This is a genomic window from Micromonospora sp. M71_S20, from assembly GCF_003664255.1.
Lineage (GTDB): Bacteria > Actinomycetota > Actinomycetes > Mycobacteriales > Micromonosporaceae > Micromonospora.
Window position 1 is genome coordinate 2,364,491 of sequence record NZ_RCCV01000001.1, and the last position, 25,361, is coordinate 2,389,851.

The following is a 25,361-nucleotide window of genomic DNA, read 5'->3' on the forward strand; positions in this document are numbered from 1 at the left end:
ACCGGTTTGGTCGAGGGACCGACCATCACGTAAGCTATCCAAGCCTCCGGCGGGGCCGGATGGGAGCAAGTCCGCTTGAAGTTGCGAGTGTGCAATGATGGCGGGGCCGCCCTCATCGTCTAGCGGCCCAGGACGCCGCCCTTTCAAGGCGGTAGCACGGGTTCGAATCCCGTTGGGGGCACGGTCCGGCTTCGGCCGGAGGCAACAAAGCTAGGTCCTGTGGAGCAGTTGGAGTGCTCGCCGCCCTGTCAAGGCGGAGGTCGCGGGTTCAAGTCCCGTCAGGACCGCCAGCGCAGAACGCCGCGCCCTGCGCGGCGTTCTGCGTATCGGGGCATGTGACCCTCCCGGCGGAGAACCCGCCATACGGGTAGCATGAACCGAGCAACACGGCCAGGTAGCTCAGTTGGTACGAGCGTCCGACTGAAAATCGGAAGGTCGGCGGTTCGACCCCGCCCCTGGCCACATAGCCTTTCGCCGGGCTACTGAAGCGCCGACCAGCGGAAACGCCGGTCGGCGCTTCTGCGTGCGGGGGGCTGACTCATCGATCACCGTTGGCCGTGGCTGACCGCTCTTGGCCGGCAATCACCGCCACATGTTGCACGTTCGCTGCACGCCGTTTCCTCGCCTGCTGGGTCGATCAGATTCGGTTTCGGTCCCTCTCGTGACCATCGCCGTCGCTACTCTCTGCTTGTGAACGACATCCGGGTGTCAGATCGTGACCGAGAAGCGGTCGTGGTCCGGCTCAGCGTCGCTGCGAGCGAGGGGCGATTGACCTTCGCGGAGTTCGAGGACCGGTCAGCGCATGCCTACGACGCGAAGACCCACGGCGAACTAGACGTCCTGGTGGCCGACCTGCCGTCGCTGGCGCGCGATCAAGCAGGGAAGGCACACGATCACGGAGGCATGGCACGCGATCACGGAGGCATGGCGCTGTCGTACTTGGCGCTCGTCGCAGGTGTGGTCTGGGTGCCGTTGTCCGAAGAACTGCATCCCGTTCTCCTTCCGGGAGCCGCTGGCGTTGTGTTCGGCCTTTACGGCTTACGCGCAAGTACGCCACTCTTCTGCCGCGCACTGGCAACCTTGGGAGTTCTCGGCGGGTCACTATGCGTCGCACTGCAAGTCCTCTGGCTCATCCTTGACTGAGCTGCGCTACGCCCCAACCTGCTGCCATCCCGATGCTCCTATGGAGGTCAAGTGGTCAGGGCGGCGAAGTCTGCGCGGAGGGCGGTGTAGACGTCGCGGACGATGTAGCGCTTGAGGCAGCGGAGGATCTCTTGCTTGCTGAGGCCTTCGGTGATGCGTCGTTGCTGGTAGGCGCGGGTGCGTGGGTCGTAGCGCAGGCGGCAGAGGGCGATGGTGTGCAGGGCGTGGTTGGCGCCGCGGTCGCCTCCGCGGTGGAGGCGGTGGCGGCGCACGCGTCCGGAGCTGGCGGGGATGGGTGCCGCTCCGCAGAGGTGGGCGAGGGCGGCCTCGGAGTGGAGTCGGTCGGGGTTGTCGCCGGCAGTGGTCAGGAGTTGGGCGGCGACGTCGGTGCCGACGCCGAACAGGGCGCTGGTGCGTGGTGCGGTTCGGCGGACCAGCGGTGTCAGTTGCCGGTCGAGGGCGTGGATCTCCTCGGTCAGAGCGAGCGCCCGTCGGGCGAGCCCGGCCAGTGCCGCAGCTGTGGCTTGTTCCGGGTCGTGGAGTCGGCTCAGGTCGGCGGTGAGGGTGGCGCAGCGGTTGACCAGGACAGCAGCGCTGAGCTTGGTTAGTTCGGTTCGGAGGCCTTCCGGGGCGGCGGCGACGAGGCCCCGCATCTGGTTGATCGCGGCGGTTCGGGCCTTGACCGCGCCTTGGCGGGCGACTCGTAGGGCGCGGATGGCCTCGACCGGACCGGTGCGGGTCTTCGGGATGCCCATGGCGGTGCCGGCGAGGGTGGCCCTGGCTGCGGCGATGGCGTCGATGGGGTCGGATTTGCCTTGCTCCGGCGGGTCCTGCGGTCCGGGCGGTCGACCTCGACGACGGGGATCTTGCAGCTTTGAGAGCCCTCGGCCCGATCGCTACCGTCGGCGTGTGGCTGATGACCAAGGGTTTCTCATCGAGATGCGCGTCCAGCTCGCGCCCGCCGACGGAGAGCGGTGGGAAGCTCAGCGGAGTCTGGTCCGGAGCGTGAGTGCCGCCTTCGACGCTCGCACGAAGGCATGGTGGCTACTCATCGGCGATTTGAACGAAGCGTTGACGGCAATGGGTACGTTGGCGAGCGCTGCGGAGACGTACGGCACTGCGGTGGCTCTTCGCCTGGTCGCGGCGCCATCCACCTGGGTTGGCCCGAGGGTTCAACCGGAAGCTCTGGAAGGCACTGCCTCGTCCTGATCGCACGCCCATTGCACGGCAGACCTCTGTCAGCACTTTGACCTGCGAAGATGTACGTGCCTGAAAATCGGAAGGTCGGCGGTTCGACCCCGCCCCTGGCCACATAGCCTTTCGCCGGGCTAAAGAAGATCCCCACCAGCGGAAACGCCGGTGGGGATCTTCTTGTATGCCCTCGCGTCCGGTCGACGCGCCGGGGAAGGGCTGCTGCTTCACGCTCCCTGGCGCCGACCCTGGGTGGCCCCTTCGGGGCTGCTGACGGGCCGGACAGCACCGCCGGCACTACCGGGCTGGCTGACGTCACCTGTCGGCCCGGCTCCGCTGGGCCCGGTGCGCCCGGCACCCTTGCGTCGGCGAACCGCCGCGGCGCCGGCCGCTCCCGCCGCGAGCAGCGCCGCCATCAGTGGCCATCGAGGGCCACGACGGGTCATGGCTGGTTGCCTCTTCGGAGTACGACGAGAAGCTGCGGCTTCTCGCCCCTTCTGCAGGAACCTCTGTGCTCTCATTTCCTCATTGTCGGCACCCGCGCCGACCCGGGTGGCGGAAATCGGTGCTCGCAAATGGTCCGGCGGCGCTTCTGCTTCGCGGCCTGTTTCATCGATCGCCTCCGGCCGTGGTCGGCCGCTGTTGGCGCTGACCGCTGCCCCCTGTTGCCCACAGGCCGCCGCCCCATGACATGTGGCTTGCGTGCGACCCACCCTGTAGACCGATCGCCCAGTCTGGCTATCATCGCGTCATGGCGATTGGTTGCACTCCCGGGCTGGCTCCTGCCGTGGCGCTGTTCCGGTCCCTCGGTGATCCCACCCGGCTGGCCATCCTGCGCCGGATGGCGACCGGAGAGGCAAGGGTGGTGGACCTGACCAACGAGTTGGGCCTGGCGCAGTCGACGGTGTCGAAGCACCTGGCGTGTCTTCGTGACTGCGGCCTCGTCGACTACCGGGTGGAGGGCCGCCAGTCGTTCTACGCGCTGACGCGGCCGGAGCTGCTGGACCTGCTGCGGTCGGCGGAACAGGTGCTGGCTGCCACGGGCGAGGCGGTCGCCCTGTGCCCGGTCTACGGCACGCCGGCCGGCGCGGCGGGGGCGACCACGTGAGCGTGTCGCTGCCGACCCCGGAGCGTCGGATGGTGCTGTCGCGACGCAGCCTGTGGCTGGCCTACGCCACCGCCGGCTACAACCTGGTGGAGGGCCTGGTCGCGATCGCCGCCGGGGCGGCGGCCTCGTCCACGGCGCTGATCGGCTTCGGCCTGGACTCGTTCGTCGAGGTGTCCAGCGCCGCCGTGCTGATCTGGCAGTTCCGCTCCCGGGCGCCCGAGGATCGGGAGCGGCTGGCGTTGCGGCTGATCGGCGTGTCGTTCTTCGCCCTGGCCGCCTGGGTGACGTTCGACGCCGTCCGCTCGCTGTCGACCGGCGGGGACGCCGACGCCAGCCCGGTGGGCATCGGTCTCGCCGTCGCGTCGCTGATCGTGATGCCGCTGCTCGTACGGGCCAAGCGACGCACCGGGCGGGAACTCGGCTCCGCGACGGTCATGGCCGATTCGACGCAGACCATGTTGTGTGCGTACCTGTCCGCAGTGCTGCTCGTCGGCCTGGTCCTCAACGCCGTCTGGGGTTGGTCGTGGGCGGATCCGATCGCCGCGCTCGTGATCGCCGGGGTCGCGGTGAAGGAAGGCATCGAAGCCTGGCGCGGTGAGCACTGCGACGACTGCGCGCCCCTGTCCGCCGTCGGCGAGGGCCCGGACTGCGCCGACGCCTGCTGCACGGACGGGAAGGCGTGACGATGGCCTGGCCCGCACTGCTGCTCTACCTGCTGGGCCTGCTGCTCGCCTTCGGCTGGCGCACCCTCGCCCAAAGGCGCCGCACCGGCGACACCGGCCTACGCCTCGACGCCGGCCCGCCCGGCACCCTGCGGTGGTGGGCGAAAATGCTGTTCGTCGCCGCCCTCGTGCTCGGTGCGGCCGGTCCGGCCGCCGCCCTCGCCGGCCTGTCGCCGGTGCCCGGCCTCGACAACCGCCCCCTGCACGTGGTCGGCCTGGTCGTCACCGTCGTCGGCATCGGGGCCACGCTCGCCGCCCAGCTCGCCATGGGCACCTCGTGGCGGATCGGCGTCGACCCCGGCGAACGCACCCCCCTGGTGACCGGCGGCGCGTTCGGGCTCGCCCGTAACCCCATCTTCACCGCCATGGCGGCCACCGCCCTCGGCCTGGCCCTGATGGTGCCCAACACCGTCGCACTGGCCGCCTGGCTCGCCCTGGTCCTCGCGCTGCAACTACAGGTCCGTGCCGTCGAGGAGCCGTACCTGATCGCCACCCACGGCGACGCCTACCGCCGGTACGCGGCCAGAGTGGGCCGCTTCCTGCCCGGCCTGGGCAGGATCAGCCGGCGACACGACGCGGACCCGGTGCGGTGACCACAGACGTTCACCTCTCGCACCCTGGCGGCGTTCGGTGCAGCTCCGGTCGCCTCGTTCACGCCGGTGTCTAGCGTCGGAGCAGGACGAACCATCCCGCCCCGGTCACGGCAAGGAGGAGCGCCACCACGAGCAGGGTGCGCCCGGCCAGGAAGGGCATGGGAATGAGAAACGGTGCCTGCTGGAGCAGCAGGCACGCGCCGAGCAGCGCCTGGCCGCCGCCGACGCGGACGGGGTGGGACCGCTGGCTCGCCGTCAGGCGGGCGACCCGCACCCACGCCGGGGGAAACCGTCGTGACACGGCGACGCGCACGCCGAGAACGATCAGGGCCAGGCTGAGGAGCACGATCACGAGGCGCGCGGCGATCCACACCGGGTCCGGATCACTCAGGCTCATGCGGCCCATCATGCAAGGGACGTCAAGGTCGCAAGCGGTACCAGCGGGGCCCGCTCCGTCGACACGGCGGCGCCTGTCGGGGGTACGCAGTACGGTCCCGCCATGGCAGCCAGAATCAGCCTGACCCTCGACTGCGAGGACGCGAAGCTCCTCGGCGAGTTCTGGAAGACGGCGCTGGGTTACGTGGACGAGCCACCGCCCGCGCCCTTCCGGACCCGTGAGGAGTGGCACGCGAGTTTCCACCTGCCGGAGGACGACCCGGTGGACGACGTGGCGTGGCTGTGCGATCCCGACGGCGTCGGGCCCGCGCTCTCCATCCTCAGGGTCCCCGAGCCGAAGACGGCGAAGAACCGACTGCACATCGACGTCCGGGTGCCGGGCCACGGCACCCCCGACGAGCGGTGGGCGCGGATCAGGGCCGAGTCCGAGCGGCTGGTGCAGGCGGGCGGGACCGTCCTGGAGGAGTTGACCGGGCACCACATCGTCATGGCCGATCCCGAGGGCAACGAGTTCTGCGTCGCCGCGACCTCGGCATGACGGCGTCTGCCGTCCGCCCCGAACCTGTCGACGGACGGATCCGGGACAGCGGTAGGCCGCCCGCCCTGCCAGGCTGATCACCGACCCGCCCTGGTTCCGTCAGCGGGCGGCGCGACGGGGGGACGGAGCGTGGCCGAGCAGTCGACCGCACGGTCGGCACCGACGGCACCGCGGGTGGTGAACTCCGGGCGCCTGGCGGTGGGGCAGATGGTCGTGGTCGGCGCGACGGCCGCCCTGTTCCTGCGCGGCCGCCGACCGGCCGGGCCTCGACCCTTTGGCGGTCACCCGGCGGGGCCGCAGGCAGGCCGTCGGCGGTCAGGGCCGCCCGCTGGGTCAGCGCCGCTGCTGGCGGTGCTGGGCCACCCCGTCCTGGATCGCCTCCCAGACGCTCCGGCCGGCCTGCCTCAGCGTCTCCCCCGCCTGCTCGGCGAGCTGGGCGGCACTCGGTGCGCCGCCACCGCCGCGGTTCTCGGGCTGCCGGCCCTGCCCGCCCTCGGCCGGGCCGCCCGACGGCTCACGCTGGCCGGCCTCCGGCCCGCCGGGCCCGCCGGCGCCGCGATTTCCGCCCTCTCCGGCCGTGCCGCCCCCGGGCCCGCCGACCCGCTCACCGCCCGGCTGCTGAGCGCCCTGTTCCTCGCGCCCCGGCCGCTGCCCGCCCTGCTCCGCGCCACCCCCCTGTTGCGAACCGCCCGGCCGCTGCGCGCCCTGCGCCGGGGCGCCCTGGCCGTGCTCCCGTTCCTCGGGCCGACCCGGCTCCCGGCGGGCCGCCTCGTCGCCCGCCCGCTCGCGTGCGCGCTGCGCCTGGCCCTGCTCGCCTCCGCCGCCCGAGCCGCTGGCGAGGCCACCACCCCGCTGGGCCTGCTCCGCGCCGGGCTCGCCGCCCCGCCCCGGGCCGCCCGGCTCCCCGCCCTGGCCGGCTCCGGGCCCCCCGCCCCGGCCGGGACCGGGCTTGCCGCCTCGGCCGGGGCCGCCCGGCTCGCGCAGTGACTGGTCGGCGACCGCGCCGATCGCGCCCACCTGCTGGCCGAGGTCGTCGGTCGCGCCCCCAACGCGCTCCAGCGGGCGCTGCTCCCCCGGGCCGACGATTTGCTCGCCCAGGCGGGACATCTGCTGCGTCGCCCGGTTCACGTCGTCCATCGCGGCCGTCGCCGTACCCGACAGCGTCTGGATGACCTGCGGGTTGCGGTCGATGGTGGTCAGCGCCCGGTCGAGGATCTGCACCAGCTTCTCCAGCCGCACCTTGAGCAACGCCTCGGCGTGCACCCCGGTGATGTCCAGCTCGACGCCCTCCAGGTGCACCCGCACCCCGGCGTCGAGCTGGAGGAGGTTGGCCAGCCGGGCCCGCAGGGAGACGTCGGCGTCCAGCCCGTCTACGGCGAGCCGGATCGAGTCGACGGACACCTCCGGGATGTCCAGCAGCACGTCCGGCTCGTTCTCCCCGCCCGGGCGGGGAGCTTCCGCCTCCCTGTCGCGGCGGGCAGGCTCCGCTTCCCCGCCGCGTCGGTTCGATCGGCCGCCGGTTCGGTCGTTGTCCCGCTGCTGCGCGTACTCGCTCATGCTCCCCGCTCCGCATCCTCCGGCCGGGCCGGCCGGGACCGTTCGGCGCGGGTACCCGCAATCCGGCCGAACATCCCGCCGGCACGGCGATACGACCGGGCCAGCCGCCCGGCCACGGGTCGACGCGCCGGCGTGGTCCGGCGTGCGGAAGGGCGGCCCGAAGACGGCAATCGCGAAGCTGCGCACCCGGACATGAGCCGGTATGGTCCGGGCCTATGGGACAGGAGATGGCTGACCCGGCCGGCATCCGGCAGGAGTCCGAACGGTTCGCGTTGCGCAGCGCCCTCCTGGTCCCCGCTCCCGCGCAGCGGGCGTTCGAGGTGTTCACCGGGGCCCTGGCACAGTGGTGGGTGGTGGAATACACCTGGTCCGGGCCGGAGCAGCTCGCCGACCTGGGCATGGAGCCGCACAGCGGCGGGATGCTCTACGAGATCGGTCCGCACGGCTTCCGCTGCGACTGGGGCCGGGTGCTGACCTGGGATCCGCTCCAGCGGCTGGTCTTCACCTGGCAGATCGGGGCGGACCGGGCGCCGGTGCCGGACCCGGCGAAGGCGAGCGAGGTGGAGGTCCTCTTCCACCCGGACGGGCCGGAGCGGACGCGGGTGGAGGTCGAGCACCGGCACTTCGACCGGCACGGCGAGGCCGCGGAGGGCTACCGGCAGGCGCTGACCGCCGGCTGGCACGAACTGCTCACCCGCTACGCCGCCAGGGTAGCCGACCGCAGCCCCGGCTGACCGGCTCCCGGCGGCTCACCGCCCGGGCCACGCGCCACCGCCGACACGCACCGGCCAGGCCGACGCGCCGCCTGAGCCCACGCACCACCGCCGGCACGCACCGCCCAGGCCCACACGCCACCGAGGGCACCCGCCACCGCCGGCACGGACCCGGCCGCCGGAGGCTGCGGCGGTCAGCGGCCGAGGCCGGGACGCGCGCCCGGCGCGGTGGCGACGCCCCGCCCGCCGAGGTCGGCGCGGCGGCCCGCCTCGGCACCCGAGCCGAACCCGCCGCCGGCCAGCCGGCGCGGCGCGGCGGTACGCAGCCGTGGGTACACCTCGGCGACGCGGTGCTGGACCCGGTCCGACCGGTCGGCCAGGACCAGTGCCACCGAGGGCGCGCCCGCCTCGGCGACCGCCCCGGCCTCCGCCGCCCGGAGCCGCACCCCGATCACCTGGGCGAAACCGGCCAGCCAGGAGCGCCGGAAGGCGGCGACATGCGCGCCGGCCGGGACCTCGGCGCCGGCCAGCCCGTGGGCGGCCTGCACCAGCAGCGACGTGAAGAGCAACTCGACCCGTTCGAGGTCGCTGGCGAAGCCGAACAGGTGCATGGCGAAGCCGGCGCCCTCCCGGCGGCGGACGCAGCGGCAGCGCAGCGGATCGGCGACAGCGGCGAGCAGGCCGGCCTTGTCCCGGGCGTACGGGGCGACGACCTCGACCACCCGGTCGCCCACCGGGTCCGTGGCCGGATCCCGGGCGGCCAGCAGCGCCCGGTCCACGCCGTAGCGGGCGATCAGCTCGGTCGCCTTGGCCGTGAACGCAGCCGACTCGGCGGGGGTGCAGGCCGGGTCCTCGGCCTGGGCCAGCAGCTTGCGCACCTTGCTGAGCATGGCGTCGGACATGCCCCTCAGCCTGTCACGGCGGACCGGCCCCGCCGCACCACGCCCGACCGGCGGCCACCGGACGCCCCGGTGGTCCCGAGCCGACGAGCGGCACGACGGGTCAGTCGGCCCGGCTACGCAGCGTCGCCACGGTCGAGCCGGCGAGGGTGAGCAGGCACTCCGGCAGCAGCCCGTCGGCCGCCGCCGCCCCGAACAACGCCTCGCCGGTGTCGGCGTCGGCGTTGGCGTACGCGCTGACGAAGCGCGCCACCCAGCGGGTGTCGTAGCCCGCCTCGTCGATGCCGGGGAAGTCCAGCGCGCACGTGCCCGGCGGCACCGGCTCGCCGACCATCGTCGCGGCAAGACACCAGGCCACCCCGTATGCGCCGGCCAGGCCGGACCGGTCGACGACCGCGTCGAAAGTCCCCGCCACCGCGTCGCCGTCCCCGGCCAGCGCCGAGCGGAGCACGGCGGTCGCGTCGTCGAGCGTCTGCTGTGGTGAGTCCGTCACCCACAGCACGGTAGAGGGAAGGGTCAAGCCACCCGACGGCGGTTACTTTCCGTAGTCAGGGCGGGCGACCTGCGGATTGAGCCGCATCCGTGGTCCCGCCGCACGGCCCAGCACGCTAATGTGCGCAGCGGACCTTCGCCGGAGGAAGGACGACCATGTTCAAGTCACGCGCCTCGCGGGCGGCCACCCTGGCTGCCTGCGCGACGTTCCTGCTCGCCACGAGCGCCTGCGGGACCGAAGAGCCCGAGGAGGCGGCCACCCAACAAGTGCGCCTCTACGGCACCGACGGCAACATGCTGAACTCGTACCCTGCCGAGCTGAAGGATCGCGCCAGCCTGGTCGACGGCATGAAGGGCACCACGCCGCTCACGCCCCTGCCCGAGGACTTCAAGAACCGGCTCCGGTCCGTCGACCCGAAGCTGGGCGACTTCCTCTACTCCGCCGAGGCGTACGACGCGGTGGTGATCAGCGCGATCGCCGCCCAGCTCGCGGGCACGACGGATCCGGCCGCCATCGCAAAGCAGATCGTCGGGGTCACCAACGACGGGCAGCGCTGCGAACGGGTGGCGGAGTGCCTGACCCTGGCCCGCGCGGGGCAGGACGTGGAGTACCGCAGCGTCTCGCTGACCCGGGCCGGCTTCACCGACGCCGGCGAGCCGTCCACCGCGAGCTACGGCACGCTGCACTTCGACGGCCAGCGGCTCAACGACGGCAAGACGGAGTTCGTCGGGGCCGGGGACGAGTCGGCGGCGAGCAGCAAGGCCCCGCCGAAGGCGAAGAAGCAGCGCGGTGGCCGTACCGACCGCAGCGACGGCTCGCCGCTGGTCATGGGCGGGCTGCTGCCGCAGACCGGTGACCTGGCCCTCGCGTACCCGCCGATCTCCGCCGGCACCAAGCTGGCGATCAGGGAGATCAACGCGGCGGGCGGGGTGCTCGGCGAGCCGGTGGTCTGGATCGACGGCGACGACGGCACCAACCCGGCGGTCGCCAAGGCCACCGTGGCCCGGCACGTCGCGCGGAACGTCCACGTCATCATCGGCGCCGGCGCCTCCGGCATCTCCCGCGCGGTGCTGCCCGACGTGGTGCGGGCCGGCAAGGTGCTGTTCGCCCCGTCGAACACCGACGCCAGCCTCACCGAGCTGGACGACAACGGCCTCTACTTCCGCACCGCCCCGCCGGACAGTCTCCAGGGCCGGGCGCTGGCCGACGTGATCCTCCGCGACGGCCCGCAGAAGATCGCCATCGTCGCCCGTAAGGACTCCTACGGCGAGGGCCTCCAGGGCACCGTCCGGGCCGAACTGGAGCGGGCCGGCATCGGCGGCGACCGGCTCAAGCTGCTGACCTACGACCCGCCGGAGGACGCCAAGGCGAACCCGATCGACTTCGTCGCGGGCGCGAAGGAGATCAAGGACTTCGGCGCCGAGGCCGTGCTGATCATCGGCTTCGCCGAGTCTGCGCAGGTGATCCGGGCCCTCGCGGACGCCGGGGTCGAGATCCGGCACTGAGCCACCACCCGTCGGACACGGACGGCCGCACCGGTGACCGGTGCGGCCGTCCGTTCGTCCGGGGCCTCAGCGGGGGCGTCGACGCTCCAGGAACTCGGTCATCCGCCGGTGCTTCTCCTCGTCCTCGAAGAGCACCGCCTGGCTGACGAGGTCGAGGTGCGGGTGCGCGGCGGCCGGCGCGTCGACCGCCAGCTTGGTCAGCCGCAGCGCCAGCGCCGATCCCTTCGCCATCTCGTCGAGCAGCCCGTGCGCCGTGGGCAGCAGCTCGCCGGGCTCGGCCACCACCCGGTTGACCAGCCCGATGCGCAGCGCCTCCTCGGCGTCCACCCGCCGGCCGGTGAAGAGCAGCTCCTTGGCGCGGGCCTCCCCGACCAGCGCCGGCAGCCGGTGGGTCGCACCCGCACCGGCCAGGATCCCCAGCCGGACCTCCGGCTGGCCGAACACCGCCCGCGCCGTGCAGACCCGCAGATCGCAGGCGTACGCCAGCTCGGCGCCCCCGCCCAGCGCGGGCCCGTCCACGGCCGCCACGGTCGGCATCGGCAGCGCCCGGATCCGGGCGAAGGCCGCCGAGTTGATCGCCGCGAGGGCGTCCAGCCGACCCCGCTCGCGCAGCTGCCCGATGTCCGCCCCGCCGGCGAAGATCCCCTCGGTGCCGCCGGTGAGCAGCAGCAGGCGGGGCCGTGCCTCCAGGTCCGCGCAGACCTGGTGCAGCTCGGCGATCAGGTCGGCGTCGATGGCGTTGCGCTTCTCCGGCCGGTCGAGCGTCACCACCAGCCGGTCCGCGTACTCCTCGATCCGCAGCCCACTCATGAGCGCACCCCGCCTTCCCAGCGGTAGAAGCCCTGGCCGGACTTCTTGCCCAGGCGGCCGGCGGCCACCATCTCCGCCAGCAGCGGCGGCGGGGCGAACCGGTCCCCGTACGCGGCCTGGAGGGTGCGCGCGATGTCGAGCCGCACGTCCAGGCCGACGAGGTCGGTCAGCTCCAGCGGGCCGACCGGGTGCCGGTAACCGAGCACCATGGCCTTGTCGATGTCGGCGGGGCTGGCCACCCCGTCGGCGACCATCCGGATCGCTTCCAGCCCCAGGGTGACCCCGAGCCGGGAGGTGGCGAAGCCGGGCATGTCGCGTACGACGACGGGGTCCTTGCCCAGCCGGCCGGCGAGCGCGACGGCCGCCGCGGTGGTCTCCTCGGCGGTGGCCGGGCCGACCACGACCTCCAGCAGGGCCATCGCCCAGACCGGGTTGAAGAAGTGCAGCCCGAGGAAGCGTTCGGGCCGGGCCAGCCCTTCGGCCAGCGCGGCGATCGGGATGCTGGAGGTGTTGCTGCCCAGCAGCGCCGGCCGCAGCGCCTCGGCCTCGCGCAGCACCGCCCGCTTCAGGTCCGGCCGCTCCGGTACGGCCTCGACCACCACGGCCGGCTCCTCGGCGACCTCGGCGAGCCCCGAGCGCAGCGTCACCCGCTCCCGGTTCATCGCGGCCCGGTCGGCGTCCAGCTTGCCGCGCGCCACCGCCCTGTCCCACAGCTCCCCGAGCCGCTCGACGGCCGCCGCGCCCCGGGCCCGGTCCACCTCGACCAGCTCGACGGCGTGCCCGGCCCCGGCCGCCACGTACGCGATGCCGAGGCCCATCGTGCCGGCCCCGACGACGACAAAGCGGTCGCTCATGACGCCTCCCTGTCTCCGGTGGCGGGACGGGGTCGACCCGCGCCCCGCCGCCCGCTCCACTCGCTCATGGGCCGACCCTATGCAGCGGCGATCTTCCCGGCATGCGTGGGGGCGCGGAGGATCGGGTACCACGGCACCAACCGAGGGAAGGACGGCCAGATGAGCCAGGCACCGGAGACCGCGCACGCCACGGACGCGGCGGAGACCGTGGAGACCCGCGGGGACGAGCGGGTCGACCTGCTGCGCGCCGACACCAACAACGACGGCCGCACCGACGTCTGGGTGGCCGACACCGACGGGGACGGCAAGCCCGACCTCTTCCAGTTCGACACCGACCACGACGGCAAGGTGGACATCACGATGGTCGACCTCGACGAGGACGGCACCCCCGACGAGGTGGTCGACGGCGACGGCGGCCTGCCGCCCGAGCAGCTCCCCCCGACCGTCCAGGTCTGACACCCGCGCCGGGTTCCCGCGTCCGGCGGGGATCCGGCGTCGGCGTTCCGGGGCCGCCGGCCGAGGTCCACTCGGCCCCTGTCGCGGCCGGGGCCTTGCGGTCAGCCGGCGAGGCGGAGGGTGGCCAGGTAGTACGGCGCGTCCCGGTCGTCCACGTCGGTCAGTCGCCAGCCGCTGCCCCGGACCAGCTCGGCCAGCTCGTCCGGGGAGCAGACCAGGTAGTCGAACCACTCGGTGCCCAGCTCCCGGTAGCGCAGCCGCAGCCGGAGCTGCCCACCGAACCGGCCCCGGCGCCGGTTGCGCTCGTGGTAGCCGGTGTGCACCGGGTCCCGGGTGCCGTACGGGTCGGTGCCGTGGGCGATGACCTGTGCGCCGGGCCGGGCCAGCGCGGCCAACGCGGCCAGCAGCGCCGGCCCCCGGTCCCGCCCCTCCAGCAGGCCGACGTTGTTGCCGAGCAGCAGGAACGTGTCGTAGCGGCGGCCGTCCGCGACGTGCGCGTCGACCGTGCCGTGCACCAGGTCGCGTACGCCCCGGCGGCGGCAGACGGCCAGCGCCCCGGCCGAGGTGTCCAGCCCGGTGACGGGCACGCCCCGCTCCTGGAGCAGCAGCGCGATCCGGCCCGCCCCCACGCCGACGTCCAGGGTCGCGCCCCGGACCCGGTCGACGGCCCGGTGGTCGTACGGCTGCCAGTCCGCCGGCGGGTCCAGGTAGTGCGCGGCGGGCGCGCCGTTGATGAGCCCGTCGTCCCGCTCGATGATCTCGATGACCGGTCGCGGCAGCCGCCCGCCGGCCAGCGGTCGGGGGCCGACCCCGGTGGCCACGGCGTACGCGTCGCGCAGCATCTCTCCGAACACGTCACCGATCCGTGGCTGTGCCGTCACGGGCTTCACGCTATCCGGCCGGTCAGTCAGCCGCACCGGTCGTATCCTGGCGGGGTGACCACCCTGGACCGCCTCGGCGCGGAGAAGTACATCCTGCTCACGACGTTTCGCAAGGACGGTCGGGCGGTGCCGACCCCGGTCTGGGCGGTGCGCGACGGCGACGCGCTCTGGGTGTGGTCGGCGGCGGACGCCGGCAAGGTGAAGCGGATCCGGCGCAGCGGCGACGTGACGGTGGCGCCGTGCGACGTCCGGGGCCGGCCGCACGGCGAGGCGGTCGCCGCCCACGCGACCCTCTGCGACGCGGCCGGCACGCGGCGGGTGCGTGAGCTGATCAAGCAGAAGTACCGGATGATCGGCCGGCTCAGCCTGCTCGGCAGCCGCCTGCGTCGCGGCGAGAGCGGCACGGTCGGCATCAGGGTCGTCCTCGCGGACCGGCCGGCGGCCGGCGCCTGATCCGCGCCCGCCGTCGCGTACGCGGGGCGGGGTCCGGACACGACGGAGGGCGGCGGACCATGTCCGCCGCCCTCCGTTCACACCTGTTTGACTCCCGGTCGGTCAGTCCCCCTGGCGCTGCTGGGGAATCTGTCCCTGCAACAGGGCCCTGACCTCCGACTCCCGGTACCGACGGTGGCCACCCAGCGTGCGGATGGCGCTGAGCTTGCCCGCCTTGGCCCACCGGGTCACCGTCTTCGGGTCGACACGGAACATCGACGCCACCTCGGCCGGTGTGAGTAGCGGCTCTGGTTCGTGCGTTCGCGATGCCATCGGTCACTCCTCCACATGTATAGACATCGGCCGGGGTCCCGCCGGCCGACGCGTCTCCCATGGTCCGGCTAGTCCCCGATGTCCGACATGGGCCGAACGGCCGAACGTCCCTAGACGGACGGATGAACCATGCCCGATTTATGCGACTTTTACACGGCAGAAAGTACCTTATTCGGACTCATGATCACGGTTCGTGATGCGTCGACTACGAACTCGCCTCGACTTGGGAGCGCTCCCTGGGCGATTTCGTATCAGTTGCACCGTTCCAGCAACTGGATCGCCCGCCAGCGCGCGACCAGCCTGTCGTACGCCGCCGAGGCCTCCTCCGCCTCGCCGCGGGACAGCCCGGCGAGCCCGCTCGCCACCAGCTCGGGGGAGTCGTCGGCGGCCAGCGTCTCGTCCGACAGCAGCTCGACCAGGCCCCCGTAGTCCAGCTCCACCATCGAACGGGGGTGGAACTCCTCCAGCCAGCGGGCGGCCTCCTCGACCGCCTCCGTGATCGGCGCGTCGCCGATCGACTTGCGCAGCACCGACAGGGCCCGCGACGAACGACGCCGCGCCTTGGAGATCTCCGTCCGGTAGCGCAGCGCCCGCCGCCCGGGGTGGGTCACGTGGTGCCGCTCCTCCGGGTCGAAGAGCACGAACCAGCGCAGCGGTACGCCCCACGTGGCGATCTGCTCGTGCACGCGCGGCACGCCGTGCTCCAGCACCCGCGCCCCGCTGCGCCAGTCCTCCACCACGGCCTTCGCCTGACCGGCGAGCACCGGCGGGACGAAGGCGTCGGCCAGCACCGGCGGCACCCCGTCGCGCGCGCTCAACGCCGCCTCGGCCACCCGGATGCGCAGGTTCCACGGGCAGACCAGCAGGGCCTCGTCGGTCTCCAGGACGTACGCCTCGTCCGGCAGGTCGGGCAGCCGGGTCCAGCCGGCGCCGAGCGCCTCCAGCACCGACGTCCGTTGCCGGCCCGGCCCCTCCACCGGCGCCACCGCCCGCCCCTGCTCGACGTAGCGCCGCCAGTACGCCTGGCGGTCCCGGTCGAAGGCGGTCAGCGGCTCGTACACGCGCAGGTATGAAGCGAAGAGCGACGGCACGGCGCGATCCTCCCACGAATTGGAACTCGGCCGTCGCCGGCGGCACGATCACGCACGACGTGGGCGGCCGGACGGCGTCGGCCGATACTAGGCTCAGCGGCACCGGCAGCATCCCGCCGGCGGTCCACCGGTCCGCGTCCCACAAGGACGCACCCCACACCAGGAGCGAGTCATGGGCGTATTCGCCACCACCGAAGACCCGGGATCCAGCGGTCACGAACAGGTCGTTTTCTGCCAGGACAAGCAGACCGGCCTCAAGGCGATCATCGGCATCTACTCCACCGCGCTCGGCCCCGCGCTCGGTGGGACCCGGTTCTACCCGTACGCCAGCGAGTCCGACGCCCTCGCCGACGTGCTCGACCTCTCCCGGGGCATGGCCTACAAGAACGCCATCGCCGGGCTGGACCTGGGCGGCGGCAAGGCGGTCATCTGGGGCGACCCGGAGCGGATCAAGAGCGAGGCGCTGCTGCGCGCGTACGGCCGCTTCGTGGAGTCCCTCGCCGGGCGCTACTACACCGCCTGCGACGTGGGCACCTACGTCGCCGACATGGACGTGATCGCCCGCGAGACCTCGTACGTCACGGGCCGCAGCGTCGAGCACGGCGGCGCCGGCGACTCCTCGATCCTCACCGCCTGGGGCGTGTTCCAGGGCATGCGGGCCGCGGCCGAGCACGTCTGGGGCGCCCCGACCCTCGCCGGTCGGCGGGTCGGCGTGGCCGGCCTGGGCAAGGTCGGCAAGTACCTCGTCGGGCACCTGATCGACGACGGCGCCGAGGTGGTCGCGACGGATGTCAACCCGAAGGCCCTGGAGTGGGCGCGCGCCACCCACCCGCAGGTCGCGCTGCTCGACGACGCCGCCGCGCTGGTCGCCGCCGACATCGACGTGTACGCCCCGTGCGCGCTGAGTGGCGCGCTCAACGACGACACGGTGCCGGCGCTGCGCGCCAAGGTGGTCGCCGGCGCGGCCAACAACCAGCTCGCCCACTCCGGCATCGAGAAGCTCCTCGCCGACCGTGGCATCCTCTACGCCCCGGACTACGTCGTGAACGCCGGCGGCGTGATCCAGGTGGCGGACGAGATCGAGGGCTTCAACTTCGACCGGGCCAAGCTGCGCGCGACCCGGATCTACGACACCACCCGGGAGATCCTGCGACTGGCCGACGCCGAGGGCGTGCCGCCGGCGGTCGCGGCGGACCGGCTGGCGGAGCGGCGGATGGCCGACGTCGGCCGGCTGCGCACGATCCACCTGCGCTGAGGGCCTCGGGGGCGGAGCGGCTGTTCCGCCCCCGGCCCCGGTGGGCGGCCCGTCCCGTTAGGGTGGTTTCACACAGTTTTGCCCGGTGTCACGGGCGCTCCCGGCGCCGCTCCTTACCGGGTACAATCGGTGACGGCCGGATGACCGCGACGCGCGGTGTCGGTCGACGGTAACCCGAGGTGCCGAACGGTGGCATCCCCATGTACCGTAAGAGCCACGAGAGATGCCTGACGTCATCGGGGCCCGCCTTCGGGCTGCCCCGCATTCTGTGCGAGGGGGTCGAGCCATGGGGCGCGGCCGTGCTAAGGCCAAGCAGACGAAGGTGGCCCGGGAGTTGAAGTACCACTCCCCGAACACCGACCTCACCGCCTTGCAGCGCGAGTTGGCGGGTGCTGGTAAGTCTGAGCACAACTTCGACGACGACTACAAAGAGTATGTCGACGACGATGATGAGGATCATGCGGACGAAGACCCGGATCCCTGGGTACGTCCGCCCCGCTGACCTCCGGCAGCAGCTGAGCACGCGGTGATCGCCCGCGTGCTCACGCATGTGCCCATCGAAGCGGCGCCACGACCGACGATCAGGGACCTGCCCCTCCCGGAGAGCCCTCCGGACGATCGGCAGGTCCCTGATCACGGTCCGTCTCAGCGGGGACGGTTGTTCCAGTTGTAGAACGTCGGGATGTTCTCGAAGTGGTTCCAGGCGCACACGGCGCTCGCGCCGTCGCCGCCCGCCACCTCGGCCCGTAGTCGCCGCGCGGCCTCGGCCTCGTGGAGGAGTGCGGTGAGCCCCGGCGCGGCGTCCCGCACCCGGTCGGCTACCTCGTCCGGGGTGTCCGTCCTCCGGTCAGGATGCCGGTGACTGGTGGTCTCGGGCATGCTCCAACACTCCCTCCAGTAAGTGGATCTTGCTGTTGCGGCAGTGCGCGGTCTGCGTACCGTCGAAACGCCCCTGTTCGAAGTAGCGGTTGGCCGCGTGGCCGCCGCCGCAGAACCCGAAGTAGGGGCAGGACGAACGGCACGCCTCGACGCCGGCGAGGAACTCGCCGACCCAGGGCGTCCGGTCCGCGTGGGCGAGGATCTCGACCAGCGGGGTGGCCAGCACGTTGCCGCTGCTGAAGTCGCCGTAGCGGACATCGGTGAAACCGGCCAGCTCCGGCGAGAGCACGGTCACCGAGCCGTCGTGGCCGACGGTCGGGATCGGGTCCAACCGCCGGGGGAGCAGGTCGTCGGCGCTGCCGTCCAGGACCGCCGCGGCGTACCGCAGCGACCACTCGACCTCGCGCAGGTGGATCCGGGGCTCCCGGCGCCAGGCCGCCACCAGCTCCGCCCAGAAGGCGGTCACCAGCCGTGGATCGTGGGAGTTGTCGCGGAGGTTGACCCCCTCGGTCTCTTCGATGTTGACGCCCAGCACGTCACAGCCCAGGTCGAGGAAGTAGTCGTACAGCTCGGTGGCCAGGCCCGGCCCGGGGCGACCCACCACCGCCAGCGCCGAGAACGGCAGGCCGTGCCGGCGCAGCGCCGCCACCCCGCGCAGGATCCGGTCGTACGCGGGCCCGCCGCCCCGGGTGACCCGGTCGCCGTTGCGTTCCCGCGGGCCGTCCACGCTCACGCTCACCCGCACCCCGTGCTCGACGAAGAACGCGCACCAGGCGTCGTCGATCAGCGTGGCGTTGGTCTGGACGTGGTGCTCGACCTCGGGCCCGAAGGGCGCGATCAGCGCGGCCAGGTGCTCCCGGCCGGCCGCCAACGGCTCGCCGCCGTGCCACACCACGGAGAAGCGGCCCGCCGCCGCCCAGGGGTTGACCGACGCGGCCACCGCCTCGGCCACCGGCACCGGCATCCGCCGGTCGGCCGCGCGGAACGGCAGGTAGCAGTAGGCGCAGTCCAGGTTGCAGAGGGTGGTGGGCTGCATGACCACGTACGAGGGGACGGCGGCCAGGCCGCGCATCCCGCTGAACGGCAGTCCCCGAGCAGCCATTGCCCTCCTCCGCGCCTGAAGGGCTGTCGGGGAACCCGGGCGGGCGGCCCCGACAGCTTTGAGGGTGCCCTTCAGGCTAGGCGGCGACGGCCACTCGGGTGAAGCCCTGATCAGGTGCCCGTACGGTCACCGGGAGTCGATCAGCCCCTCGTGTGCTGGCCGATCATCTGCACGTTGCCGGAGCCCTCGATGATCTCGCCGGCCTGCCACGCGTCGACGCCCCGGCCCGTCAGGGTGGCCAGTGCGCGGTCCGCGTCCTCGGCGGAGACGATCGCGAACATGCCGACGCCCATGTTGAAGGTCGCCTCCATCTCCGGGTCCTCGATCCGCCCCTTGGACTGGATCAGGTCGAAGATCGGCTGCGGCTTCCAGGTGGACCGGTTCACCACCGCGTCGACGTGCTCGGGGAGCACCCGGACCAGGTTGCCGGGGATGCCGCCGCCGGTGACGTGGGCGATGGAGCGCACCTCGGCCTCGGCGATGAGCTTGAGGCAGTCCTGCGCGTAGATCTTCGTCGGGGTGAGCAGCTCCTCGCCGAGGGTGCGCTGCCGGCCGAAGTCGTCGATCACCACGTCGAGGCGCATCCGGCCGGCCCCCAGCAGCACGTGGCGCACCAGGGAGTAGCCGTTGGAGTGCAGGCCGGAGGAGCGCATCGCGATGACCACGTCACCCACCTCGACCCGGTCCGGGCTGAGGATGTCGCTCTCCTCCACCACACCGACGCCGGTGGCGGAGATGTCGTACTCGTCCGGACGCAGCACGCCCGGGTGCTCGGCGGTCTCGCCGCCCAGCAGGGCGCAGCCGGCGTACCGGCAGCCGTCGGCGATGCCCGCGCCGATCTCGGCGACCCGGTCCGGCACGACCTCGCCGGTGGCGATGTAGTCGAGCAGGAAGAGCGGCTCGGCGCCGCAGGCCACCAGGTCGTCGACGACCATCGCGACCAGGTCGATGCCGACCGTGTCGTGGATGTCCATCTGCTGCGCGATCACCAGCTTGGTGCCGACGCCGTCGGTGGACGAGGCCAGGATGGGGTTCTTGTACTTCTTCGTGTCCAGCCGGAACAGGCCGGCGAAGCCGCCCAGGTCGCCCATCACCTCGGGGCGCCGCGTCTGCTTCACCTTCGACTTCAGCAGCTCGACCGCGCGGTCGCCCGCCTCGATCGAGACCCCGGCGTCCGCGTACGAGACCGAGCGTTTGCGCGCCTGGCGGCCGGCGCCGGCCGTCCAGGGCTGGCGGTCGTCGCCGGCGCCGGTCGGGCTGCTTCCTGCGCCGCTGCGCTCGGACACGTGCGTCACGGTTCTCCCCCTTGGTTCTGGCGCCGCACCGGCGGTGACCGGCCGCGCCGGGTGGTGCTACGGGCGGTGTGTGGTCACGCCGCCCGGAGTGGCGACGAGCGGGGCGGTGTGCTCCGGGGTGTCGGACGCCTGCGCGGCGACCCGCCGGCCCACCCCTTCGAGCACGTGCTTGCCGATCAGGTTGCCGGCGGGCAGCTCGATCGGGTATTCCCCGTCGAAGCACGCACGGCACAGCCGGGTCTTCGGCTGCTCGGTGGCGGCGATCAGGCCCGGGAGCGACACGTAGCCGAGCGTGTCCGCCCCGATGGAGCGCCGGATGCCGTCGTTGTCCAGCCCGTTGGCCAGCAGCTCGGCGCGGGTGGCGAAGTCGATGCCGTAGAAGCACGGCCAGTTGACCGGCGGCGACGAGATGCGCACGTGCACCTCCAGCGCGCCGGCCTCGCGCAGCATCCGCACGATCGCCCGCTGGGTGTTGCCGCGCACGATCGAGTCGTCGACCACGACCAGCCGCTTGCCCCGGACGTTCTCCCGCAGCGGGTTGAGCTTGAGCCGGATGCCGAGCTGGCGCAGGGTCTGCGACGGCTGGATGAAGGTGCGCCCGACGTACGGGTTCTTCATCAGGCCGGCGCCGTAGGTGATACCCGACTCCTCGGCGTAGCCGATCGCGGCCGGGGTGCCGGACTCCGGCACCGGGATGACCAGATCGGCCTCGACCGGGTGCTCCTTGGCCAGCTGGCGACCGATCTGCACCCGGGCGGAGTGCACGTTGCGGCCGGCGATGGTGGCGTCCGGGCGGGCGATGTAGACGTACTCGAAGAGGCAGCCCTTGGGCTCCGGGGCGGCGAACCGGCTGGAGCGCAGGCCGTCCTCGTCGATCGCGATCAGCTCGCCGGGCTCGACCTCGCGGACCACGCTCGCGCCGACGATGTCCAGCGCGGCGGTCTCGCTGGCCACCACCCAGCCACGCTCCAGCCGGCCCAGCACCAGCGGGCGTACGCCGTGCGGGTCGCGGGCCGCGTAGAGGGTCGACTCGTCCATGAACACGAAGCTGAACGCGCCCCGCAGCTGCGGCAGCACCTCCAGCGCCGCCGCCTCGACCGACAGGTCCGGGCGGCTGGCCAGCAGCATCGTCACCAGGGAGGTGTCGTTGGTCGAGCCGTCGGCGACCAGGCCCCGCTCGGCGACCTCGCGCTGGAGCTCCGCGGTGTTGACCAGGTTGCCGTTGTGGGCCAGCGCGATGGTGGTGCCCGACGTGGTGGACCGGATGGTCGGCTGGGCGTTCTCCCAGGTCGATCCGCCGGTGGTGGAGTAGCGGGCGTGCCCGATCGCCACGTGCCCGCGCAGGCTGGCCAGGGTCGGCTCGTCGAAGACCTGGGCGACCAGGCCGAGGTCCTTGTAGACCACCACGCCCGAGCCGTCGCTGACCGCGATGCCCGCGGCCTCCTGGCCACGGTGCTGGAGGGCGTAGAGCCCGAAGTAGGTCAGGTTCGCGACCTCCTCCCCGGGCGCCCAGACGCCGAAGACGCCGCACGCGTCCTGGGGGCCTGGTCGTTGGGGATCAAGGTCGTGGCTCAGCCGGCCGTCGCCTCGGGGCACCTGCGCTCCCTCATGCTGGTCTGGACCGGCCTTGCGGAATCACGCGGGGGCGGATCCGCACTCCTCGACCGGGACCACTGTCGTCGCCTGACAGTGTACGCGAATCCGTGTCGATACAGAAAGTCACGATCCGGCTCCAACGTGTCACCGGTCGATGGGTATCGCCGCAGCTAGAGCGGCAGGTGCGCGGAGAGGTCCGCCCGGATTCCGCTCACCCGTACGCGACCCTGGGTGATCGCGTCGGCCCAGCCGAGCCGTCCGGTGGCCACCGCCAGCCATGTCTCGGGCTCCATCTCGACGACGTTCGCAGGGGTGCCACGGGTGTGTCGGGGACCCGGAACGCACTGAACTGCGCCGTAAGGTGGGACACGCACCTCCACCGATCGGCCGGGGGCGCGCTCCGCGAGGACGGTCAACAGGGCACGGACCGCCTCCCGGAGGACCGGTCGTTCGGGCGTACGCCCCTCGTCGAGCGCCGACAACGCCGCCGCGACCGCGGCGGACTTAATGTGCGGAGAGGACACGACGGGACGATACGGCTTCAACGCGCCGCGTCTGACGCTGGCCCTGGGTCGCGCCGATCCGGTCAGACAAGGCATAGTTGCCGACGGCGTATTCGTACCGTGATGATCCCCGGCCCGGCGCCTCGCCGCCGAGGGAAGTCAGTCCGGAAGGCGGTGGACGTGTCAACACACCGACGTGCCTGGAAGCAGCGGGCCGGTGTGGTCGTGGCGCTGGTTGTCGGCGCTCTGCTCGCCGTCCCCGCCACACCAGCCCTGGCCGCCGACGTCACCGTGTCGCCCGGCTCGGTCACCGTCAACGCCGGCAGCGACGCCGCCGTCACCGTGCTGGTGACCCCCCGTGAGGGCGACGAGGAGGCCGAGATCAGCCTCGCCGGCCTACCGAGCGGCGTGAGCTGCGCTGGCGGCTGCGGGACGGTCAGATTTGCCGGCGGCCAGCCGAGGCCTCAGCTGGTGCGGATCAAGGCCAGCGACAACGCCGGCGACGCCAACGTCACCGTGACGGTGGCGGCCGAGGGTGACAAGTCCGGCCCCGGCACCGCCACCTTCCAGCTCGGCGTGAAGGGCAGGGCCCAGCCGTCCCAGCCGCCCCAGGCGCAGACCGTCAAGTCGGTCTCCGGCAAGGTGGTCGTCCAGGCGAACGGCAAGGCCGTGCCGAACGCCGTGGTCATGCTCCAGGACGGCGCCGGCAAGAAGATCGACACGATCAGTGACGACGACGGCAACTTCCGCTTCACCGGCACCAGCGAGAAGCCGATCGCGCCCGGTCGGCTCGCCGTCGGCGCCAGCGTGGGTGAGGTCTACGCCACCAAGAGCTTCGACGCGTCCGCCGGGCAGAGCGTCACCGGCCAGCGCATCGCCCTGGCGATCAAGGTCGAGACGACCCCGAGCGCCACCCCGTCGGCCAGCGAGGAGCCCCTCCCCTCCGACGAGCCCGTCGAGGAGACGCCCGAGGAGAGCGCCGAGGCGACCCCGGGCGCGGCGGCCAACGCCAGCAACGAGGACTCCGGCGGCATGGGCTCCTGGCTGATCATCCTGCTCGGCGGCCTGCTCGTCGCCGCCGGTGTCGGCACCATCGTGCTGCTCTGGATGCGACGCAAGGACAGCGGCGACGAGGCCGACGACGACGCCCCGGCGGGTGCCGCGGCCGGCGCGGTCCCGGCGGCGCACGGGGCGTTCCGGGGCGCGGACGACCAGACCCGGGTGGTCAACCGGGTCGGCGCCACGCCGGATCCGACGATGGTCGGCGGCACCGCGCTCAGCGACGCCCCGACGATGATGCACCGCCCCGTGGTCGACGACGTGCCGCCGGACCCGTACGGCGCCCCACCGCAGCCCTACGGCGCGGCGGGCAACCAGCAGGGCTGGGGCGGCTACGGCGACGAGCCGGCCGGCGCGGGTGGCTACGGCGGTGCCGGCTACGGCAACGCGCCCGCCTCCGGCGGCGGCTACGGCAGCGGCGGAGCCGGTGGCGGCTACGGCAACGCGCCCTCGTCCGGCGGCGGCTACGGCAACGCGCCCGCCTCGGGCGGCGGCTACGGCAGCAACGACTACGGCGCCCCGGCGGGCGCGGCCGGCGCGGCGGGTGCCGCGGGCTACCCGCCGGCGGGCGGCGGCCGGGGCTACGGCGAGCGGTACGACGAGCCGACCGGCCGCTACACCGGCGACGCCACGCAGTACCCGGCCCCGGCCGACCCTTACGCGACCGGCGTCTACCAGCCGGAGCAGGGGCAGGGCTACGGCCAGTCCGAGCCGGGCGGGTACGGCCGGGGCGGCGAGCCGACCGGCGGTTACGACCAGCCGGGCGGCGGCTACGAGCGGGGCGGCTACGGCCAGCCCGGTGGCTACGGGCAGGAGCCCCCGGCGCCACGCGGCGGCTACGGCCAGCCGGGCGGCTACGACCAGCCCACCTCGTACGACAACCAGGGCGGCTACGGTCAGGGTGGCTACGGTCAGGAGCCCCCGCAGCAGCGCGGCGGCTACGAGGACCGCGACGGCTACGGCCAGGGTGGCTACGGCCAGCCGGGCGGCTACGAGGACCCGCAGACCGGTCGCGGTCGCCCGGACGGCCCACCGCAGCAGGACCGGGGTGGCCGCCGGCTGGACTGGCTGGACGACTGATCCGCTCGGGGGACGGGCCCCGAAACGACAGCAGCACGGCGAGGGCCGTCCGGATCTCCGGGCGGCCCTCGCCACCGTTCCGGCCCGCCCCGACCAGGTCGACGCGCGCTTGCGGGGAGGTCAGGCGGCGGAGAAGACGCCCTGGCGCAGCACCGGGACCACGTCCGAGACGCCGACCCGGACGGCGACCTCCACGTCCCCGGCGAAGCCGCCCTCGATGAGTTCGCGGCCGGACACGCTGCCGCAGACCGCGGCGGGCACGTCGGGGGTGCTGGCCAGCGCGGCGAGGGCCATGGCCGCCTCCACGGAGAGGCCGCCGGGCACACCCGATAGGGCGTCCAGCACGCAGGCCGCCCCGAGCTGGTCCTCCACGCAGGGGCGCAGGGAGCCGTCCGGCCAGCGCTCGCCCGAGGCGATCACGCCGATCGGCGCGTCCGTCGAGCCGTACCCCTGCTGGTCCAGCCAACGGCCGACGGCGCGCGCGTTGCGCAGGCAGGCCGCGACCACCGGCAGGCCGGTCGCGCTGGCCGCCGCGCTGATCGCCGAGCCGTTCGGCGACGGCAGCACCAGGTCGGCGACGACCGGCGCGGTGGTCAGCGCCGCCGACGAGAGCGACCACGGATGCTCCGGGGTCGTCTGCCGGCGGCCCACCGCCGCGACCGCGCCGATCCGCCGCGCGTAGTCGGCCGCCTGCTCGCCCCACGGGAACGGGTGCACCCGCATGCCGCGCCCGACCGCGACGTCGACGGCGGTGGTGAACGACAGCACGTCCACCACCACCAGCACCGCGCACACCCGGCCCAGCTCGGCCGCTCCCGTCAGCCCCCAGTCGAAGCGGGCTCCGGAACCGGGTTGGACGTGGACGGCCGCGGCCACC

General features: G+C 73.1%; 29 protein-coding genes and 3 tRNA genes. 16 read left to right on the forward strand and 16 right to left on the reverse strand.

The annotated features are described in order from the left end of the window. Positions 1-108: 108 nt before the first annotated feature. The 4 genes from DER29_RS10685 to DER29_RS10700 all read left to right on the forward strand — a co-directional run bounded on the left by DER29_RS10685 (position 109) and on the right by DER29_RS10700 (position 1,143). Positions 109-181, forward strand: a tRNA-Glu gene (locus DER29_RS10685). Positions 182-213: 32 nt separating this feature from the next. Then, positions 214-290: transfer RNA gene (locus tag DER29_RS10690), tRNA-Asp, on the forward strand. Between the two features lie 98 nt (positions 291-388). After that, positions 389-462: transfer RNA gene (locus tag DER29_RS10695), tRNA-Phe, on the forward strand. Between the two features lie 228 nt (positions 463-690). Then, positions 691-1,143 carry a DUF1707 domain-containing protein gene (locus DER29_RS10700; protein WP_158618999.1) on the forward strand — a complete coding sequence of 151 codons (453 nt, stop codon included), beginning with the start codon at positions 691-693 and terminating at the stop codon, positions 1,141-1,143. A gap of 47 nt (positions 1,144-1,190) precedes the next feature. Here DER29_RS10700 and DER29_RS10705 read toward each other — a convergent pair whose 3' ends face one another. Then, positions 1,191-1,898 carry a transposase gene (locus tag DER29_RS10705; protein WP_233599712.1) on the reverse strand — a complete coding sequence of 236 codons (708 nt, stop codon included), beginning with the start codon at positions 1,896-1,898 and terminating at the stop codon, positions 1,191-1,193. A 154-nt stretch (positions 1,899-2,052) separates the two neighbouring features. Between DER29_RS10705 and DER29_RS10710 the strand changes: the two genes are divergently transcribed. The 4 genes from DER29_RS10710 to DER29_RS10725 all read left to right on the forward strand — a co-directional run bounded on the left by DER29_RS10710 (position 2,053) and on the right by DER29_RS10725 (position 4,757). After that, positions 2,053-2,352, forward strand: a complete 300-nt coding sequence (locus tag DER29_RS10710; RefSeq protein WP_121397212.1) for a hypothetical protein — start codon at positions 2,053-2,055, stop codon at positions 2,350-2,352. Between the two features lie 733 nt (positions 2,353-3,085). Next, positions 3,086-3,442, forward strand: a complete 357-nt coding sequence (locus tag DER29_RS10715) for a helix-turn-helix transcriptional regulator (protein WP_121397213.1) — start codon at positions 3,086-3,088, stop codon at positions 3,440-3,442. Between the two features lie 29 nt (positions 3,443-3,471). Next, entirely contained in the window at positions 3,472-4,125 is a 654-nt protein-coding gene (locus tag DER29_RS10720) for a cation diffusion facilitator family transporter (RefSeq protein WP_370040275.1), read from the forward strand. 2 nt (positions 4,126-4,127) lie between these two features. Next, positions 4,128-4,757 (forward strand): isoprenylcysteine carboxylmethyltransferase family protein, encoded by a 630-nt coding sequence (locus DER29_RS10725; RefSeq protein WP_121397214.1) that lies wholly within the window; start codon positions 4,128-4,130, stop codon positions 4,755-4,757. Between the two features lie 70 nt (positions 4,758-4,827). On the opposite strand, the gene DER29_RS10730 is transcribed toward DER29_RS10725, so the two are convergent. Then, a complete protein-coding gene (locus DER29_RS10730; protein WP_148710002.1) occupies positions 4,828-5,154 on the reverse strand; it encodes a hypothetical protein in 327 nt (108 codons plus the stop codon). A 102-nt stretch (positions 5,155-5,256) separates the two neighbouring features. Between DER29_RS10730 and DER29_RS10735 the strand changes: the two genes are divergently transcribed. Next, positions 5,257-5,691 (forward strand): VOC family protein, encoded by a 435-nt coding sequence (locus DER29_RS10735; protein ID WP_121397216.1) that lies wholly within the window; start codon positions 5,257-5,259, stop codon positions 5,689-5,691. Positions 5,692-6,024: 333 nt separating this feature from the next. Here the strand turns inward: DER29_RS10735 and DER29_RS35160 are convergent, their stop codons facing one another. Further along, positions 6,025-7,248, reverse strand: a complete 1,224-nt coding sequence (locus tag DER29_RS35160; protein ID WP_233600086.1) for a hypothetical protein — start codon at positions 7,246-7,248, stop codon at positions 6,025-6,027. Between the two features lie 215 nt (positions 7,249-7,463). Between DER29_RS35160 and DER29_RS10745 the strand changes: the two genes are divergently transcribed. Further along, entirely contained in the window at positions 7,464-7,982 is a 519-nt protein-coding gene (locus DER29_RS10745; protein ID WP_121397217.1) for an SRPBCC family protein, read from the forward strand. A 173-nt stretch (positions 7,983-8,155) separates the two neighbouring features. Here the strand turns inward: DER29_RS10745 and DER29_RS10750 are convergent, their stop codons facing one another. Beyond that, entirely contained in the window at positions 8,156-8,863 is a 708-nt protein-coding gene (locus tag DER29_RS10750) for a DUF2786 domain-containing protein (RefSeq protein WP_121397218.1), read from the reverse strand. Between the two features lie 100 nt (positions 8,864-8,963). Next, a complete protein-coding gene (locus tag DER29_RS10755) occupies positions 8,964-9,353 on the reverse strand; it encodes a hypothetical protein (protein ID WP_121399136.1) in 390 nt (129 codons plus the stop codon). A gap of 155 nt (positions 9,354-9,508) precedes the next feature. Here DER29_RS10755 and DER29_RS10760 point away from each other — a divergent pair, with 155 nt between their 5' ends. After that, positions 9,509-10,858, forward strand: a complete 1,350-nt coding sequence (locus DER29_RS10760) for an ABC transporter substrate-binding protein (protein WP_121397219.1) — start codon at positions 9,509-9,511, stop codon at positions 10,856-10,858. A 66-nt stretch (positions 10,859-10,924) separates the two neighbouring features. Here the strand turns inward: DER29_RS10760 and DER29_RS10765 are convergent, their stop codons facing one another. Together DER29_RS10765 and DER29_RS10770 are read right to left on the reverse strand one after the other, a co-directional pair. Then, entirely contained in the window at positions 10,925-11,668 is a 744-nt protein-coding gene (locus DER29_RS10765) for an enoyl-CoA hydratase/isomerase family protein (RefSeq protein WP_121397220.1), read from the reverse strand. Continuing rightward, positions 11,665-12,522, reverse strand: a complete 858-nt coding sequence (locus DER29_RS10770) for a 3-hydroxyacyl-CoA dehydrogenase family protein (protein WP_121397221.1) — start codon at positions 12,520-12,522, stop codon at positions 11,665-11,667. Before DER29_RS10770 ends, DER29_RS10765 begins: the two co-directional genes overlap by 4 nt. A 159-nt stretch (positions 12,523-12,681) precedes the next feature. On the opposite strand from DER29_RS10770, the gene DER29_RS10775 reads away from it, so the two are divergent. After that, a complete protein-coding gene (locus tag DER29_RS10775; protein WP_121397222.1) occupies positions 12,682-12,978 on the forward strand; it encodes a hypothetical protein in 297 nt (98 codons plus the stop codon). Positions 12,979-13,079: 101 nt separating this feature from the next. Here DER29_RS10775 and DER29_RS10780 read toward each other — a convergent pair whose 3' ends face one another. Then, positions 13,080-13,859 carry a bifunctional 2-polyprenyl-6-hydroxyphenol methylase/3-demethylubiquinol 3-O-methyltransferase UbiG gene (locus tag DER29_RS10780; protein ID WP_121399137.1) on the reverse strand — a complete coding sequence of 260 codons (780 nt, stop codon included), beginning with the start codon at positions 13,857-13,859 and terminating at the stop codon, positions 13,080-13,082. A gap of 54 nt (positions 13,860-13,913) precedes the next feature. Here DER29_RS10780 and DER29_RS10785 point away from each other — a divergent pair, with 54 nt between their 5' ends. Further along, on the forward strand, positions 13,914-14,312 hold the full coding sequence (locus DER29_RS10785) for a PPOX class F420-dependent oxidoreductase (RefSeq protein WP_121397223.1): 399 nt from the start codon (positions 13,914-13,916) through the stop codon (positions 14,310-14,312). A 102-nt stretch (positions 14,313-14,414) separates the two neighbouring features. Here DER29_RS10785 and DER29_RS10790 read toward each other — a convergent pair whose 3' ends face one another. After that, positions 14,415-14,624, reverse strand: coding sequence for a BldC family transcriptional regulator (locus DER29_RS10790; protein ID WP_007073996.1), 210 nt, complete (start codon positions 14,622-14,624; stop codon positions 14,415-14,417). Between the two features lie 251 nt (positions 14,625-14,875). Beyond that, the gene (locus DER29_RS10795) at positions 14,876-15,715 is read right to left on the reverse strand and encodes a hypothetical protein (RefSeq protein ID WP_121397224.1); all 840 of its coding nucleotides are present in this window, start codon (positions 15,713-15,715) and stop codon (positions 14,876-14,878) included. 172 nt (positions 15,716-15,887) lie between these two features. On the opposite strand from DER29_RS10795, the gene DER29_RS10800 reads away from it, so the two are divergent. Beyond that, a complete protein-coding gene (locus DER29_RS10800; RefSeq protein WP_121397225.1) occupies positions 15,888-16,970 on the forward strand; it encodes a Glu/Leu/Phe/Val dehydrogenase in 1,083 nt (360 codons plus the stop codon). A 286-nt stretch (positions 16,971-17,256) separates the two neighbouring features. Next, positions 17,257-17,472 (forward strand): DUF3073 domain-containing protein, encoded by a 216-nt coding sequence (locus DER29_RS10805; protein WP_089002617.1) that lies wholly within the window; start codon positions 17,257-17,259, stop codon positions 17,470-17,472. 143 nt (positions 17,473-17,615) lie between these two features. Here DER29_RS10805 and amcA read toward each other — a convergent pair whose 3' ends face one another. From amcA to DER29_RS10830, 5 genes are all read right to left on the reverse strand, one after another. Beyond that, positions 17,616-17,849, reverse strand: coding sequence for a multiple cyclophane-containing RiPP AmcA (gene amcA, locus DER29_RS10810; protein WP_121397226.1), 234 nt, complete (start codon positions 17,847-17,849; stop codon positions 17,616-17,618). Next, positions 17,818-18,921, reverse strand: coding sequence for a cyclophane-forming radical SAM peptide maturase AmcB (amcB, locus tag DER29_RS10815; RefSeq protein ID WP_305036131.1), 1,104 nt, complete (start codon positions 18,919-18,921; stop codon positions 17,818-17,820). Before amcB ends, amcA begins: the two co-directional genes overlap by 32 nt. A gap of 170 nt (positions 18,922-19,091) precedes the next feature. After that, positions 19,092-20,246 carry a phosphoribosylformylglycinamidine cyclo-ligase gene (gene purM / locus DER29_RS10820; RefSeq protein ID WP_121397228.1) on the reverse strand — a complete coding sequence of 385 codons (1,155 nt, stop codon included), beginning with the start codon at positions 20,244-20,246 and terminating at the stop codon, positions 19,092-19,094. Between the two features lie 57 nt (positions 20,247-20,303). Next, positions 20,304-21,842 carry an amidophosphoribosyltransferase gene (gene purF, locus DER29_RS10825; protein WP_121397229.1) on the reverse strand — a complete coding sequence of 513 codons (1,539 nt, stop codon included), beginning with the start codon at positions 21,840-21,842 and terminating at the stop codon, positions 20,304-20,306. Positions 21,843-22,012: 170 nt separating this feature from the next. Next, positions 22,013-22,366, reverse strand: coding sequence for a sterol carrier family protein (locus DER29_RS10830; RefSeq protein ID WP_121397230.1), 354 nt, complete (start codon positions 22,364-22,366; stop codon positions 22,013-22,015). Between the two features lie 102 nt (positions 22,367-22,468). Between DER29_RS10830 and DER29_RS10835 the strand changes: the two genes are divergently transcribed. Beyond that, complete coding sequence (locus tag DER29_RS10835; protein ID WP_121397231.1) at positions 22,469-24,484, forward strand: carboxypeptidase-like regulatory domain-containing protein; 2,016 nt, start codon at positions 22,469-22,471, stop codon at positions 24,482-24,484. A gap of 120 nt (positions 24,485-24,604) precedes the next feature. Here the strand turns inward: DER29_RS10835 and DER29_RS10840 are convergent, their stop codons facing one another. Further along, a complete protein-coding gene (locus DER29_RS10840) occupies positions 24,605-25,360 on the reverse strand; it encodes a 2-phosphosulfolactate phosphatase (protein ID WP_121399138.1) in 756 nt (251 codons plus the stop codon). Position 25,361 lies beyond the last annotated feature (1 nt).